This is a genomic window from Commensalibacter sp. B14384M2, assembly GCF_016101865.1.
Taxonomy (GTDB): domain Bacteria; phylum Pseudomonadota; class Alphaproteobacteria; order Acetobacterales; family Acetobacteraceae; genus Commensalibacter; species Commensalibacter melissae.
The window spans coordinates 68,699-85,158 of the sequence record NZ_JACFPS010000001.1 but is presented as its reverse complement, the minus strand read 5'-3'; the positions used below and the strand labels follow the sequence as shown (position 1 = coordinate 85,158).

The 16,460-nt window shown below is 39.2% G+C and carries 14 protein-coding genes; 8 read left to right on the top strand and 6 right to left on the bottom strand.

Annotated features, from left to right (window positions below):
* The first annotated feature begins 77 nt into the window (after positions 1-77).
* A complete protein-coding gene (locus H3R33_RS00395; protein WP_198184488.1) occupies positions 78-1,841 on the top strand; it encodes a DEAD/DEAH box helicase in 1,764 nt (587 codons plus the stop codon).
* A 49-nt stretch (positions 1,842-1,890) separates the two neighbouring features.
* Here the strand turns inward: H3R33_RS00395 and H3R33_RS00390 are convergent, their stop codons facing one another.
* Positions 1,891-2,379, bottom strand: coding sequence for a hypothetical protein (locus H3R33_RS00390; RefSeq protein WP_198184487.1), 489 nt, complete (start codon positions 2,377-2,379; stop codon positions 1,891-1,893).
* Between the two features lie 180 nt (positions 2,380-2,559).
* Positions 2,560-3,564, bottom strand: a complete 1,005-nt coding sequence (gene cobD / locus H3R33_RS00385) for a threonine-phosphate decarboxylase CobD (protein WP_198184486.1) — start codon at positions 3,562-3,564, stop codon at positions 2,560-2,562.
* A 95-nt stretch (positions 3,565-3,659) separates the two neighbouring features.
* Between cobD and cbiB the strand changes: the two genes are divergently transcribed.
* Positions 3,660-4,658, top strand: a complete 999-nt coding sequence (gene cbiB / locus H3R33_RS00380; RefSeq protein ID WP_198184485.1) for an adenosylcobinamide-phosphate synthase CbiB — start codon at positions 3,660-3,662, stop codon at positions 4,656-4,658.
* A gap of 213 nt (positions 4,659-4,871) precedes the next feature.
* Here cbiB and H3R33_RS00375 read toward each other — a convergent pair whose 3' ends face one another.
* The 3 genes from H3R33_RS00375 to cobU are packed head-to-tail and all read right to left on the bottom strand — an operon-like array spanning position 4,872 to position 7,457.
* Positions 4,872-6,332: a cobyric acid synthase gene (locus tag H3R33_RS00375; protein ID WP_232342093.1), complete on the bottom strand. Its 1,461-nt coding sequence runs from the start codon at positions 6,330-6,332 to the stop codon at positions 4,872-4,874.
* Positions 6,332-6,937, bottom strand: a complete 606-nt coding sequence (gene cobO, locus H3R33_RS00370; protein WP_198198849.1) for a cob(I)yrinic acid a,c-diamide adenosyltransferase — start codon at positions 6,935-6,937, stop codon at positions 6,332-6,334. Before cobO ends, H3R33_RS00375 begins: the two co-directional genes overlap by 1 nt.
* Before the next feature lie 19 nt (positions 6,938-6,956).
* The gene (gene cobU, locus H3R33_RS00365) at positions 6,957-7,457 is read right to left on the bottom strand and encodes a bifunctional adenosylcobinamide kinase/adenosylcobinamide-phosphate guanylyltransferase (protein ID WP_198184484.1); all 501 of its coding nucleotides are present in this window, start codon (positions 7,455-7,457) and stop codon (positions 6,957-6,959) included.
* A gap of 98 nt (positions 7,458-7,555) precedes the next feature.
* Here cobU and H3R33_RS00360 point away from each other — a divergent pair, with 98 nt between their 5' ends.
* Positions 7,556-8,491, top strand: a complete 936-nt coding sequence (locus tag H3R33_RS00360; protein WP_122123998.1) for a 2-hydroxyacid dehydrogenase — start codon at positions 7,556-7,558, stop codon at positions 8,489-8,491.
* 199 nt (positions 8,492-8,690) lie between these two features.
* On the opposite strand, the gene H3R33_RS00355 is transcribed toward H3R33_RS00360, so the two are convergent.
* Entirely contained in the window at positions 8,691-9,362 is a 672-nt protein-coding gene (locus H3R33_RS00355) for a nucleoside/nucleotide kinase family protein (protein WP_198184483.1), read from the bottom strand.
* A 152-nt stretch (positions 9,363-9,514) separates the two neighbouring features.
* On the opposite strand from H3R33_RS00355, the gene cobW reads away from it, so the two are divergent.
* Genes cobW through cobI form a run of 5 tightly spaced genes read left to right on the top strand, consistent with a single transcriptional unit; the run spans position 9,515 to position 16,459 of the window.
* A complete protein-coding gene (cobW, locus tag H3R33_RS00350) occupies positions 9,515-10,555 on the top strand; it encodes a cobalamin biosynthesis protein CobW (protein ID WP_198184482.1) in 1,041 nt (346 codons plus the stop codon).
* 2 nt (positions 10,556-10,557) lie between these two features.
* Positions 10,558-13,908: a cobaltochelatase subunit CobN gene (gene cobN, locus H3R33_RS00345; RefSeq protein WP_198184481.1), complete on the top strand. Its 3,351-nt coding sequence runs from the start codon at positions 10,558-10,560 to the stop codon at positions 13,906-13,908.
* Positions 13,901-15,091, top strand: coding sequence for a hypothetical protein (locus tag H3R33_RS00340; RefSeq protein ID WP_198184480.1), 1,191 nt, complete (start codon positions 13,901-13,903; stop codon positions 15,089-15,091). Before cobN ends, H3R33_RS00340 begins: the two co-directional genes overlap by 8 nt.
* Positions 15,092-15,102: 11 nt before the next feature.
* A complete protein-coding gene (locus H3R33_RS00335; RefSeq protein ID WP_155569578.1) occupies positions 15,103-15,738 on the top strand; it encodes a precorrin-8X methylmutase in 636 nt (211 codons plus the stop codon).
* Between the two features lies 1 nt (position 15,739).
* The gene (gene cobI / locus H3R33_RS00330) at positions 15,740-16,459 is read left to right on the top strand and encodes a precorrin-2 C(20)-methyltransferase (protein ID WP_198184479.1); all 720 of its coding nucleotides are present in this window, start codon (positions 15,740-15,742) and stop codon (positions 16,457-16,459) included.
* Position 16,460: the final 1 nt, after the last annotated feature.

Sequence of the window (16,460 nt, the reverse complement as noted above, 5' to 3'; positions counted from 1 at the left end):
CATTTATTTAACAAAATCCACTTTGTTATATAGTTGATTTTTTGTTTAGATTTATAACCTACGTTTCGGATTCCTATATGCCATTTACTCAAATTCATTCCTCCCTTGCAAAAGCTATAGAAAATAAAGGCTATACAGCCTTGACTGCTGTTCAACAGGCTGTTCTTGAACAACAGAATAATGAACAAGATTTACTTGTATCTGCTCAAACCGGTTCAGGTAAAACCGTGGCTTATGGAATTGCCATGGCAACAACATTACTTGCTAATAAAAATCAGTTTGCTGCTGCAAAATTACCGCTAGCCCTGATTATCGCTCCCACTCGCGAATTAGCGTTACAAGTTCACCAAGAATTATCCTGGCTATATACAAATACCAAGGCCAAGATTGTAACCTGTATTGGCGGAATGAATGTTCGTAAAGAAGCTTATGCACTGGAAAAAGGCTGTCATATCGTTGTGGGAACACCCGGACGACTTTGTGATCACGTACGGCATAATCATCTTGATCTATCTGGCCTGGACACAATTGTTCTTGATGAGGCAGATGAAATGTTGGACTTGGGTTTTCGTGATGAACTGGAGGAATTATTATCCGCATGTCCATCAAATCATAGAACCCTGCTTTTTTCTGCAACCATTGACAAAGATATTGAAAACCTGGCCCGACGATATCAGAAAAAAGCATTGAGAATTAATACAGTTCCCACCAATCAGCATAGAGACATTGAATATCACGCTTCTTTGATTCACCCAAAGGAGGTTGATAACGCCGTTATTAATTATTTACGTTTTATTGACAGCCCCACAGCAATGGTTTTCTGTGCCACCCGAGAACTCGTTCGTCATATGCAATCAACTTTGATTGAACGGGGCTTTTCATGTGTTGCCCTTTCTGGCGATCTTGGACAGGAAGAACGAAATCATGCCATTAAAAGTCTTCGTTCTGGTCAAATACGAGTCTGTGTTGCCACTGATGTCGCTGCCCGTGGTTTGGATCTGCCCACTCTGGATCTTGTCATTCATGCTAGCCTTCCAACCAATTCCGCCACCTTATTGCATCGTTCAGGAAGGACTGGACGTGCCGGAAGAAAAGGTCGGTGCGTGTTAATTGTTCCTTCAAATCAACGCAATCGTGCCGAACGCCTATTGGCTCACGCTAAAGTAACAGCAAGTTGGGAAAACCCGCCTGATATGATGGCCATCCGTGAAAAGGATAACCAGCGTCTTCTTTCCAATCCTGTACTTTTAAGCAGCAAGGATATTATGGAAGAAGATCAACCTTTGATTCAGCAGTTGATTGAACAGTTCAATCTTAATGAACTTGCGAATGCTGTCATTTCATTTTATCGTTCAATTATTCCTAATCCCGAGGAAATTACAAACATATCCCTGCAGAAACAGCGCTCCGCCCCTTACAATAAGGAAAATAGAAGACAAAAATCATCAGAAAAATATGCATTTACAAACGGGGTCTGGTATGAAATTCCAGTTGGTCGAAATGAAAAAGCAGATCCTAAATGGCTTATTCCAACCATTTGCAAATCTGGTAATATCCAGAAAAAAGATATTGGAAATATTCGTATTTTTGATAACGCCACAAAATTCGAGATTTCTTCGGAAAAAAAAGATATTTTTAACAAAAATATTGCAAATGACAAATCCGTAAACATTTACCAAACGTCAGCCCCGTCTATTGGGGAAGGTGATAAAAAACCGGATTACAGGCGCAAAAGAAAAAATGGGTCGGATTTAAAAAAAACAAGAACCAGAAAGAAAACCGATTTTAAATACAAAGATAAATCGGGTCCATCATCTTCATCAAGAAAACGCAAAAAATAAATAAAGGGGCTTATGCCCCTTTACCAAATTCGTGTCACAAATTAAAAATTTAATTTGAAAATGGATGTGTCAAATCATGTATATCCTGTTTTGTATTATTTTTTAAATCTTTCCATTCCTGACGTCTTTGTTCCTGACGATATTTCATTTCTCTTCTGGGTTCATTCAGACGATCCTTGAAATCCTGCTTTTGTTGATTCCAACGTTCTCTCTGATCCCTTTGATAATCCCTATAACGATCCATACGTTCCTGTGCTTCTCTTTTGGGTCCATTCAGACGATCCTTGAAATCCTGTCTTTGTTGATCCCAGCGTGCTCTCTGATCCCTTTGATAATCCCTATAACGATCCATACGTTCCTGGTTTTGCTGCATACGATCGCGAATTGCCTGATTATGCTGTGTAACACGGTTATGAAAATTATCTTCCTTTTGTTGCAAATTCTGTATTACATCCTGAGCATGAACCTGAGAGACCAAATTCCCCATCATAAATACACTTAAAAAACTTGCAGAGATAATTAAACGTTTTGACAACATTTTCTTTCCTTCTTTATGAATCTAATCATCTTAAATCAAAACAAAATTCGGGCTATATTAAGGCATTAATGTAACAATAAATATCATAAACAGCTCCTGAACTGAATGAAACGAAAGGATGAAAAGTTATTAAATACCATCAAACTGATCCATGGCCGATGTTACATGTTTATTGTCATTTCACGAAATTGACAATAAAACCGCTTCCAACCTTTGCCAATCTATCTGCCTGTATAACAATCCAAAACGCAACCAATTGGGATTATAATCAAATTTGCGTACCCAAATCCCATGAGAGGCCAAATGTTTCCATATATCATTCGCAGACCGATGATAAAATAAGCGAAATAAAAGCGTCCCACCCACAAGATTAAAGGAATGACTTTGCAAAAAAGCATCCAGACGTTTTTGTTGAATTCTCAATTTTTTTTCAGTTTCAATTTTCCACAAACCATCTTGTAAGGCCTCAGCAGCTATATGCAAGGCGGGTCCATTTACAGGCCATAAACCAAGCATATATCGTATTTTTTGAACAATTTCAGGTGAAGCCAGCAAAAATCCAACCCTTAACCCAGCCAAACCAAAAGTCTTTCCAAAAGATCGCAATACCAACAATCCTGGTGAAGGTAATAAATAAGCCATACTCTGCCCTGAAAAATCCATATAAGCTTCATCAAGGATAAGATGATTACCGGATGCACTCCATTTTTTTATCAGGGACTCTAACCTGGCTATATCAATTTTCCGACCATCTGGATTATTTGGATTACAAATAACCCCTACTACATTTTTTTGGAGGCAAAGCGTCTCAAAATCTTCAAAATTAACGACCCGTGTTACTTTTACCCCAACCTGCCACCAAGATGAAATATACTCTTCATAGGTGGGATATAAAACATAAACCTCTTTTGCATTAAGCACAGTCGGCATTAACGATATCAAGATTTGGGTACCAGGCGCAAGCGCAACACAAGATTTATTCTTGCAACCATAATAGTCTGCAGCAATCTGCCGCAAATTTTCTTCATGAGAATAAGAGGGCAATTTTTCATATAAAGATATATCTAAAGAGGAAAATGGATAGCTGTAAGGGTTAATTCCTGTTGATAAATCCAGCCATGATCCCGTAACCTCCGGAAAAAGCTTTTTCGCTTGGTCAAGGTTCCCCCCATGTTGAATATTCATATATTTATCTATATCCACTTTATTTAATTTATAGTTAAAACCATCTAAATTATGAAAATATCAATAAATCCACATGGCAGATTATGACAATTTAAATGATAAAGATTTTAAACATATTTTACAGAAAACGTAATATTGAAATCATGATTATTGCGCTCATGATTGACATGATATGGGGCGATCCAGAGAAAATTTATAAAAAAATTCCGCATCCGATATGTTATGTTGGAAAATTAATTCACTTTCTGGAACTTAAGCTTAATAAAAAAAATAAAAATGCAAATATTCAAAAAAGAAATGGTTTCATCACTTTATTTTTTAACTTTCTAGTCCCGGGATTAATAGCCCATCTTTTCCAAAAATTTGTATTTGCCTTTTTTCGTCCGTCTTTAGCAACTTTTTTATCAGGGATTTTTGGCAGTATTTTCATTGCACATCGCTCACTTTACGAACATGTTCACGCAGTTAGGGAAAAAATTGATCAAAATGATCTGGCAGGTGCTCGTATTGCGTTGAGTCACATTGTTGGAAGAAAAACAGATAATCTCAATATGTCGGAAATCTGTTGTGCAACCATTGAAAGTTTAGCTGAAAATTTTTCGGATGGTGTAATCTCTCCCGTTTTTTGGGGATATATTGGGGGATTACCCGGGCTACTTGTTTTTAAATCAATTAATACTGCAGATAGCATGATCGGGCATTTAACAGAGCAATATCGGAATTTCGGCTACGCTTCAGCCAAAATGGATGATTACATGAACCTTGTTCCAGCACGACTATCCGCCCTTCTGATTTTACTTACAAATCCTAAAAAATTATTCCATAATCTAAAACCCGTTTGTAAAGATGCGCGAAAACACAATTCACCCAACGCTGGATGGCCAGAAGCAGCCATGGCTTACACTCTTAATATTCAGTTATTATGCCCACGCCACTATAAAGACCATATTGTTGAATCCCCACGAATAGGTCGAGAACGTAGTCAATTATATTCCGAGGATATTTGTAAAGCCTGTAAAATTTATTATTATGCAAGTTTTATAAAATTAATTATTTTAATAGCATTATACAAAATAATGACGTATTTTAAATAAATAATAAAGGATTTTATATTGCTAAATTATAATTACATATGATATAAATGCTCAGGTTTTTTAGAAAAAATAATTATATTAATATTTTATATTTATTAAATCGATAAAACCCTACTTGCAGAGATTATTATAATCTCTCAAACCACCTAGCTACTTAACTTTATACTTAACCTTCTCAAAATATTTGAGGAGGTTCTTTTTATATGATAATAGTTATAACAACGAAATTAAATTGTCAACTAAAATATTATCATTTATGAAATTCGCCCAATTATTCATCACCGAATCAAGCTGTTGTTCATACAATATTCCATCTCCTGATGAACCGAAATATGACAATAAATAATCCCTTACTTCATCACAATGAAAAATTCCGTGAAGATAGGTTCCAATCACTTGCCCATTGTCAGAAATGGCTCCCTCAGCCCGAGAATCATCCAAATAGGCAAAAGGCTTGTAAGTGCCATGATGTTTTGTCTGCCCTACATGCATTTCATAGCCTTCGCAGTCAATATCTTTTAAAGCCAAATGACCTGTAACCGCCTCTAATTTTTTTTCTGAAGACAGAATCGTATCACTTTTAAAAAAACCCAACCCCTTTATCCGATCATTACTCGATTTTTCAATGCCTAAAGGATCGAGAATCTGTTGTCCCAACATTTGATAGCCGCCACAAATTCCAAAAACATATCCCCCTCTCCTGACATGCGCCTTTATATCGATATCCCAACCAGTTTGATATAGAGCATTCAAATCTGAAATAGTATTTTTCGATCCGGGAATAATTATCACTTTGGTAAAAGCCGGAACAACTGATCCCGGAGAAATAAATTCAAGCAGAATATGCGGCTCATTTTTCAGAGGATCAAAATCATCAAAATTTGCAATATTTGGCAACAATAAAACAGAAATATGCAACTTGCCATATTGATATGATGATTTATCTGCTTTTAAGTCTGCAGCATCCTCAGCAGGCAATTTTCTCAATTCATCAAAAAAAGGCAACAAACCGCAATTTTTCCATCCTGTCTTATGGCTTATCCACTCCATTGTTTCCGTAAATAGGGAGGGATCCCCACGCATTTTGTTTACGATAAACCCTTTAACCAATTTTAAATCATTTGACGGTAAAATTTTATGCGTTCCAATCAAGCTGGCAATAACACCACCACGATCAATATCACCAATTAATATAACAGGTGCTTTCACAGCCTGCGCAAACCCCATATTGGCAATATCGTTTTTCCGTAAATTTATTTCAGAGGCGGATCCAGCCCCCTCGATTAATATGATATCTGCTTTCCGTTTTAATAAATTAAAGCTTTCCGTAACATAATCCAATAATTGCGGCTTAATTTCCTGATATTCCCTTGCCGATGCCTGCCCCCATATTTTGCCCTGAACAACTATCTGTGACCCTTGAACATTATGCGGCTTAAGCAAAACCGGATTCATATGAACAACAGGATCAACCCTACAAGCAAAAGCTTGCAAAGCCTGTGCCCGTCCAATCTCACCCCCGTCTACCGTTACCGCCGCATTGTTCGACATATTCTGTGGTTTAAAAGGTAAAACATTATATCCTTTATTTGTCAGGGCCCTTGCAATTCCAGCAACCAGAACCGATTTTCCCACGCTTGAACCTGTTCCCTGAAACATCAGGATCTTAGCCATTAGTACTCTATCCCTTTTTGTGCCTTGATACCAGCATTGAATGGATGTTTGATTAATTTCATTTCTGTAACCATATCTGCTGCATCAATAAGCTTTTGGGGAGCATTGCGACCTGTTATAACAACATGCTGCATTTTGGGGCGCTGTTGTAAATCCCTTATAATCTGGTCAGGGTCAAGATAATTGTAACATAGGGCTATATTCAATTCATCCAAGACAACCAGCGATATATCTTCACGGTTCAAATAGTCCAACGCCAACGACCAGGCCGCCTGACAGGATTCAATATCCTTTTGTTTATCTTGGGTGTTCCAGGTAAAACCTTTACCTAAAGTATGCCATTCAAGCAAATCAGGAAAAAATTCAACCATTCTTTGCTCACCCGTTTTCCACTCAGGTGCTTTGATAAATTGAATAACAACACTTTTAAATCCATAACTCAAATGACGAAACAAAAGACCGAAAGCAGCCGTTGACTTGCCTTTTCCCGTTCCGGTATGCACCATCAACAGCCCTTTTTCTTCTGTCTTGGAGGCAACAATGATTTTTTGCAATTGTTGCCTTTTTTGCATTTTTCGTTTGTGATGAAGCGCATCATCATTCATATCAATTTTCCTGTTTCAACTAAATTTTAATATTCAGGGGACATCCGGCAACAACCATCGTAAATTTATGAGCAATGGCTACCATTTTCTGATGTAAAATTCCCGCTTCGTTGATAAATTTTCTCGCTAACGCATTATCTGGAACAATACCCTGTCCAACCTCATTACTGACAATTATGATATTTCCATGAAATGTCGTTAATGCGGAAAGAAATTTATCAGTCTCCTCTTTTATATTTCGGTTATCCATTAATAGATTGGTCAACCATAAGGTTAGGCAATCGACCAGAATTGAATGAACATTATTCGTATTTATAATATCTGCAAGATTGATGGATTCCTCTATGGTTTGCCATCCCTGCCCTCTTCTTTTCTGATGAACGGCAATTTTTTCCTGCATTTCATGATCCATGCAACGCGCCGTTGCAAGATAAATCCACGGTGCCGGATGAAACATAACCTGATTTTCGGCAAATCTGCTTTTCCCCGATTTCACCCCACCCAATACAAAATGAATCATTTTTCCATTACTTTTTATAAATATACCTTTCTTCTAAAAAGATATACCATATTCGTGCACATATCACCTGCTTAAAACCCTTGTAAAAAGGAAAAACTATGAAACCTCAAATTCTCCAATTAGTACCTGTCTGCAAAAAATTCCAGGAACAAATCAATACTCGCTTCACCAATCATATTAGCCTTAATAAATTGCCTGATTCTCCTGAAATTCTCAAAAAAATCGAGGCTGTAATTACAAATGGTGTTGTTGGTGCTCCATCAGATATGCTGGATCAACTTCCCAATCTAAAACTCGTGACAGTCCATGGGGTGGGATATGACAATGTTGACTTGCAGAAATTAAAAGAACGTCAAATCAAACTAAGTATTGCTACAAATGCACCAACTCAGGACGTGGCAGACATGGCAATCGCATTATTATTGGATGTATCCCGTCAAATAACCCTGCGTGACCAATATATACGCAAAAATGAATGGGAAAAAGGAAACTATCCTTATCAAGGAAGTTCCATTTCAAATAAGAAAATAGGAATCATGGGAATGGGTCATATTGGTCAGGCCATTGCCCAACGTTTACATGCATTTGATAATGAAATTGCCTACACAGCAAGACATCAACGTCCTGGAGTAAAATGGAAATATATTCCCTCCTTGATCGAATTGGCCAAGATATCAGATATCCTAATAATTGCCGCCAGCGGCGGTCCCTCATCCAGACACGCTGTTAATCGCGAAATCCTTGAGGCACTTGGTGAAAGAGGGTTCGTCGTTAATATCGGGCGCGGCAGTATCATTGATGAAAATGCATTGATAGACTGCCTGAAAAACAAAAAAATAGCTGGAGCCGGACTGGATGTTTTTGAACATGAACCTCATGTTCCAGAAACCTTACGTTTGTTAAAAAATGTTATCATGACCCCTCATTCAGCAGGCGCGACTTATGAAACCTCAAAGCGTATCGGTGCAAAAATCCTAAATTCCCTGGAATGTTTTTTTAAAGGTGAAAACCTCCCTGATGAAGTACATTTTTAAAAATCAATTTTTCAAAAATTAAAGAAATACAAAAACATGTAACTCAACTCTATCTAATGTTCACTCTTTCCTGACCCTGTTCTTTAGTGGATCAGGAAATATATCCCTCTTCCCATAATTGTTTTCAAGTTAGCATTTAGGTTTGGCTAGACATTTTCTGCAAATAAATATTTTTTTCAACACTTCCATACCTTTTCACTCAACTTCTCTTGGACATATCCATCCACTCAATCACCAATTCCACCTCTGTTCGATTATTTTCGATTAAGCGGGCATTCGGTTCATCCGTTTGTTCAACCCAGGTCTTTGCCTCTTTAGGCGTACGACCGAAATAGCAATGCCGATTGATTAAACGCTGCTGCCGTTCCTGTTGAGGTGCCATAACAAACCATTTCTCGTCAAACAGTTCAGCCAGATTTTGCCAGTCCCCTTGTGTCAAACATAAATAATTACCCTCGGTAATGATCAACTCTGTTTCAGGAAAAACGGGAATGGAACCGGCAATTGCCTCTTCAATGGTTCGATCAAATTCCGGGGCATAAATGACTTCATCATGCTTTTGATTTCTCAGTCTCTGAAGTAAGGCAAGATAGCCTTTCACATCAAATGTATCCGGTGCCCCTTTACGTTCTTTACGACCCAATCTTTCCAATTCTTTATTTGCCAAATGAAAACCGTCCATCGGAACAAGAACCGAGCAGTCTGGTAAGGCTTGCTGCAAAAGACGGGCAACCGTTGACTTTCCCGATCCTGGAGCACCTGCGATGGCCAAAATTTTACGCATTCCCTCTGCACAAAGCGCCTTTGCCCTTTCTATATAAGAAACAGGCAAGATTAAGTCTTCCAATGGTGTCTCACTTTTATACTGCATTTCAACCTATTCTATCAAAACAAGGAATCTCATAATATTCAATAATATATCGTGACGTTGTATTTCAACAAACGTCTCTTGCCTTGGTTTTGTAAAAATCGTAAATTCAATCTTTCACAACAATTTATGTAATTTCCGATTAAAGGTTTTTTATGCAACCCTCTCGCATCCCGGCAACCATTATTTCAGGTTTTCTTGGTTCAGGAAAAACAACCCTATTGCGTTCAATCATGAAAAAAAACGTCAATAAGCGAATAGCCATTATAGTTAACGAATTCGGCTCTCTGGGTATTGATGGTGAGATCCTAAAAAAATGTGCTGTTCCAGGATGTGAGGAGGAAAATATTGTTGAACTGGCAAATGGATGTATCTGCTGCACAGTTGCGGATGAATTTCTGCCAACAATGGAGTCATTATTAAACCGTCCGTCTCCACCTCAACACATCATTATAGAGACATCCGGGCTGGCATTACCAAAACCTTTGATCAAGGCGTTTAACTGGCCTGATATCAAAACCAAAATGACTGTTGATGGTGTGGTTATTGTTGTGGATTCCCCCGCTGTTATTGCTGGACGTTTCGCGGATGACCCAGAAAAAATCGCTCAACAACGTCAGGCTGATCCATCACTCGATCATGACAATCCCCTGCAGGAAGTTTTTGAAGATCAGCTTAATTCCGCAGATCTTGTCCTTCTCAATAAGGTGGATCTCATCACCTCAGAACAGCTTGGGTATCTAACTGATGAAATTAAAAAACAAATTCCAAAAGCCGTGAAAATTCTGCCTCTTTCACACGGAAAAATCGAGCCAGAAGTGATCCTGGGTATTCACGCCGGGGCTGAAAATGATTTACAGACACGTCCCTCTCATCATGATGGTGTGGATGAAGATCATGAACATGATGACTTTACAAGTTTTGTTGTCGATATTCCTCCAGTCTCGAGTCCAAAAGCCTTGGAAAACAAACTCCTTCAACTCACAAACCTGCACGATATACTACGCATTAAGGGTTATATCCAGGTTATCGATAAACCGATGCGCCTTGAAATACACGGGGTTGGGGAACGCTTTAGTTATCATTTTGACCGTCCATGGTATCAAGATGAACATCCTCAAGGAAAATTAATCATCATTGGACAGAAAAGCATCAATCAAAAGGCCATTCAGGCAGCCTTGGAAACACAAATTTAATAATGCATATCCTGGTTCGAGAAATTACAAGTCTGGATGAACAGGCACCGGCTGAAGATTTGCAACATGAACCGGCCGATATTGTCTTTCTGTCCTTTTCCGATAATGACCTGAATGTGATGGCGAATTGCATAGCGCAGCAACCTGAAAATTCTCCATCAATACAGCTAGTTTCTCTTAACCGTCTTCGTCATCCAATGTCTGTCGACCTCTATCTGGATCAGACAATCAGCGAGTCCAAATTCATAATTTTAAGATTATTAGGAGGAATTGAGGCATGGCGCTATGGTACGGAAGAAATCCACAATTTATGTCAGTCCCGTCACATTCCCCTGGCCATTATTTCTGGTGAAAATTATGAAAATCCCCATCTTGATAATCTTTCCACTATTCCCAGCAACCTGTTAAATCAATTCAAGGAGCTGTTCCTGGCTGGTGGAAGAGAAAATTACAGTCACATCCTAAATCTTGCCGCCCATCATCTTGACCATAAAATAGGGCAATCAATTACCCCACACATTTTACCGATGGTTGGGGAATATCCCTTACCTTATCCATTTCATGCCCATCAAAATCTAGCGGTAATATTGTTTTACCGCTCTCATTTGCTGGCCAACAATATCGAACCTATTCTTTCCCTCGCACAATCCTTATTCAGAAAAGGCATAAATATCAAGGCTGTTTATCTGACCTCTCTAAAAGACCCAGAAATTTCCCATTGGATTGGACAATATCTCTACCAAAATCACCCAACAATAATTTTAAACGCCACATATTTTTCTATACAGCAAGATTATAATCATTCCCTTTTTAGAACATTTAATGTGCCAGTCCTGCAAATTCTTCAGCCTAGTAACAGTAAACATTTATGGAAAAAAAGTTTTCGTGGCCTATCCCAAACCGATCTTGCCATCCAGGTTGTTTTACCTGAACTTGACGGTAAAATCTCGACAACTGCCATAGGATTTAAAAAAGAGAAAAATAACCAAACACGGTATGAACCTTATCAAAAAGGAATAGATCTCGTTACAAACCGTGTTAACGGATGGGTTAATTTAAGAAAAAAAAACAATCATGACAAGAAAATTGCTATTATCCTTTCAAATTACCCGGGTGTCAGCGGACAAGAAGGGCATGCCGTCGGTTTGGACAGCTTTGCCAGTCTTGAACATATTTTACAATGGTTGAAAAAGAATGGATATCAAACAGGATCCGTAATTCCCGACTGTAAAAATTTAATCCAGATTTTATGTCAGTCAGGTACCAGGGCCACTTTATCCCTGACTGATTATAAACAATATTTTTCCACACTTTCGACGACATTCAGAGAAAGAGTTTTGGCATACTGGCCAGAATTTGAAAAAGATGAAACGCTGCAAAAAGAAAATTTTACCATACGATATATTCAATTAGGCCATATCATCTGCGCGATCCAGCCTGAAAGAGCTGATTCAAAAAATCATAAAAACACTTATCATGATCCAGATATTCCACCATGCCATGGTTATATCGCTTTCTATTTATGGTTACGCCATCATGAATCCATTGATGCCATCATTCATCTGGGAACACATGGTACACTGGAATGGCTACCAAGCAAGGCAACCGCAATTTCCGATCATTGTTCCCCTGCTGTGTTGCTAGGGGGCTTACCCGTCATCTATCCCTTTATTGTTAACAATCCAGGTGAGGCAGCCTGCGCAAAAAGACGTCTCGGTGCTGTTACCATCGGACACTTAACGCCTCCTGTCAATAAGACAATCCTTAGCGGCGATGCCGCAGAACTAGAACGGTTAATCGATGATTATGCTGAAGCTGATGGTTTGGACCATCGACGCAGCAAACTTCTTCTCGGGACTATTCTGGATAAAGCAGAATCCTGCGGTTTATTGGCTGAAACAGGCATCAACCGCAAGGAAAGCGGAGATGAGGTCGCCCTGAACCATCTGGATGCCTATTTATGTGATGTCAAGGATTTGCAAATACGGGAAGGGTTACATATTTTTGGTAAACCTCCAATTCAATTCCAGCATCTTCTAGAAACAATAAAACATTATGCCCCCGATAAAATATCAGAGATTGAATCAAATCTTTACCAATGTGCCGAGCATGAAAAACAATCTCTCCTAAACGCTTTGAATGGAGAATTTATTCAGCCTGGCCCTGCTGGGGCACCCACAAGAGGAAAACTGGATGTTCTCCCAACCGGACGTAATCTGTATACGGTTGATCCACGTGGTATTCCCACTCGTACTGCCTATCTTCTGGCAAAAAAGATGGCAGGACAGCTTTTGCTGAAATTTATACAGGAAAATGGTGATCACCTGCGACATATTGTTATTGATTTATGGGGAAGCACCAATCTTAGAACAGGCGGTGAGGACCTGGCTCTGGCTTATATTCTCATGGGGGTTAAACCCATCTGGGATACAAGTTCAAATCGTGTTACTTCAATTGAAATCATCCCATTGGCAAAGTTGAACCGACCGCGCGTCGACGTAACACTCCGCATTTCAGGGTTTTTCCGTGATGCGTTTGAAGATCAGATCACATTGTTTGATCAAACGGTTAAAACCCTTGCCCAACGTGCCGAAGATAAAGATTGGAATTACTTGGCATATCTTTTTCAAAATACCCCTTTCGGAAGCCATCATTCCCGGCTTAACCGTATTTATGGTACAGCCCAACGTACATATGGAACGGGCATAGAATACGCCTTGAATACTGGAAATTGGCGGGAACAAGCGGAACTTGGCGAAAGATGGCTGGAAAATTCAGCTTATAGTTATGGAAACGGGCAAGATGGCATTTACGATAGACAAGGGCTTTCAGAACGTTTAAAAACAACACAGGCTTTTTTTCACAGTCAAGACCATGCCGAAATTGATCTTCTGGATAGCGCTGATTACGCTGCCCATGAAGGTGGTTTTGCGGCAGCTGCAAAACTCTTTGACAATACACCCAACTTATATCACGGTGACACTTCAAAAGCAGAAAATCCAAAAATCCGTTTATTGGTTGAGGAAGTCAACCGTATAGTGCGTGGACGTGTTGCCAATCCCATGTGGATAAAGGCAATGATGAATCACTCCTATCGTGGAGCCGCGGAAATAGCCCGTTCTGTCGATGCACTTTTCAGTTTTTCAGCAACGCTTTCCCATTGTTTTGATCAACAGTTTGAACTCGTCTTTGCAGCAACGCTTGGAAATGATACTGTTAACCGATTTTTACAAAATTCCAATCCAGCGGCGAAAAAATCCATTCAAAATCGTTTCAATGAATCCCTTAAACGTGGCTTGTGGCATCCAAAATCAAACAGCGTTTTCATGAAGCTGGAAGAAAGCGATGAATAATATACGTCGGGGATGGTGTCCATCGCTTTATCATCCTATGGAGACAGGAGATGGATGGTTATGTCGAGTTAAGCCTCCTTTTGCAAAATTAACCAGTCGACAGGCACGTTTTATTGCAAGATCAGCATCTGATTTGGGAAATGGCTTTATTAATTTATCGCAAAAGGCCAATCTGCAACTACGGGGGTTTACCCGGGAACATATCCAACAATTCATACCTTTAGCCAAAAATGAGAATCTATGCAGTCCCGATGCATTGGAAGAAGGTAAACGCAATATTCTTATTTCACCCTTGGCCGGTATCGACCCTTCTTGCCACCAAGATACCATACGTTATGCCCAGTATATACAACATGAAATCATTGAAAATGAGACCGTAAAATTTCTGACTGGCAAATTTAGTTTCGTTATTGACGGGGGCGGGTTATTCCCCTTAACCCGTCATCATGCCGATATTAATCTACGTATCCATCATGACCAATGGATTTTGCAATTAGGTCATGCGAAACAGGTAATACCCTGTAACTTGGATAATTGTGCCAAACTGCTTAAACAGATTTTGCAATTTTGCAATAAACACAATTATTTCCGCCTGCTTCATCAAGACTATGCTGATCAATTTATAAGGGAAAATTCATGTTCCAAACAATCCTATACCTATCCAACTTCAATTGAAAAACTTTCGATTGGTCAATTTCCACATGGTTATCATCTCGGCATTCCCTTTGGATTGCTCCATAGTCAAGATTTAAGTCTACTGGCAGACATCTCTGATCAATATGGAAATTCCACCCTGCAGCTCACCCCCGATCGGACAATTATCCTGCCCTATTGTTCAAACGCAGCTCATACCCATTTGAAATCATTTATTACCGATAAACAGGATCCTCGTTTAAATATCATCTTATGTCCAGGTAAACCCTATTGTCTTCAGGGAATGCAACCCGTGATGAAAGATGTTAAAAAACTTATGCGCTTCTGGCATTCCAAACTACAGACACTGCATATATCTGGCTGTGCAAAAGGATGCGCATCTCCCCTGAAAAATCCTTTAACCCTGTGTGCAACCCCCAAGGGATATAATTTTATTTTACACGGCAGGGCAAATGATGAAAGCCTTTACAAAAATCTAGACTTGGAAGAAATCAGCGCTAAACTCATTACATATTCTGAAATGAAATAGGAAAAACATTCATGCCTCTTTATGACTATATCCATGATGGCAAGATTATTTATCAAAATTCCTTCGCAACCATTCGCAAAGAAGCTGACCTATCTAATTTTACAGAAGATGAAGCCAGAATTGCCGTCAGGGTTATCCATGCATGTGGACGGATCGAAATAACAAAAAATATCGTATTCAGTCCCGATTTTATTGAAAAAAGTGAACAGGCCCTGTTCATGGGTTCCATGATTTTTTGTGATTCAGAAATGGTTGCGCATGGAATTACTCGACGTAGACTGCCCGCCAATAATAAAATTATTTGCACCCTGAACCATCCCGATACAGTCAAGATTGCACAAGATATAAAAAACACGCGTTCCGCTGCTGCCATCCATTTATGGGGGGACACCCTGAAACAGGCGGTTGTGGTCATTGGTAATGCACCAACAGCCTTGTTTCATTTGATCAATTTATTAGACCAGAAGAAAATCCCCCAGCCTGCAGCAATTATCGGCGTCCCTGTAGGTTTTGTGGGTGCGGCTGAATCAAAACTGGCATTGCAAGAATGGGGAAAAATTCCATATATGGTCATAACGGGCAGACAGGGTGGAAGCGCCATGGGTGTTGCCGCATTGAACGCTTTGGCCCAAAAACAGGAAATATAAAATGAAAGGCACATTATTTATATTGGGTATGGGACCGGGCGATCCTGAATTGGTGACAAAAAAAGCCGGACGCATTCTAAATTCCCTTTCTTTTATCGCTTATTTTTGTAAAAAAGGTGAAATGGGTCATGCACGTCAAATTGCCACACCATTCCTTATCCATGAATTAACAGAATTACGTTTTGAATACCCCTTGACTACAGAAATCCCTCATTATGCTCCTGAATATAAAGAAACGTTAGAAACATTTTATGATCACTGTGCCTCTAAGATTCAAAAAAAACTCGATGAAGGACAAGATATAGGATTGTTATGTGAAGGCGATCCATTATTGTATGGATCTGCAATTTATATATTGGAAAGATTACAAGAACAATATACCATAGAGACCATTCCAGGCGTTATGGCAATGAATGGTTGCTGGAGCCGATTACATTTACCGATTGTTCGCAATGATCAAACCTTAACCATTTTGTCCGCGACTTTACCCCTCGACAAACTTTTGGTAAAATTGAACCAGTGTGAATCCATCGTCATCATGAAAATTGGCCGCAATCTTGCAAAGGTTAAAGCCGCTTTAAAGCAGACCCATTTGCTTGAACAAGCAACCTATATTGAACGTGGCACCCAAAACCAGGAACGTATCTTGCCATTATCACAAATGCAGGATGAAAAAGCGCCCTATTTTTCACTGATCCTTATCGCCGGTAAGGAGAATTGAG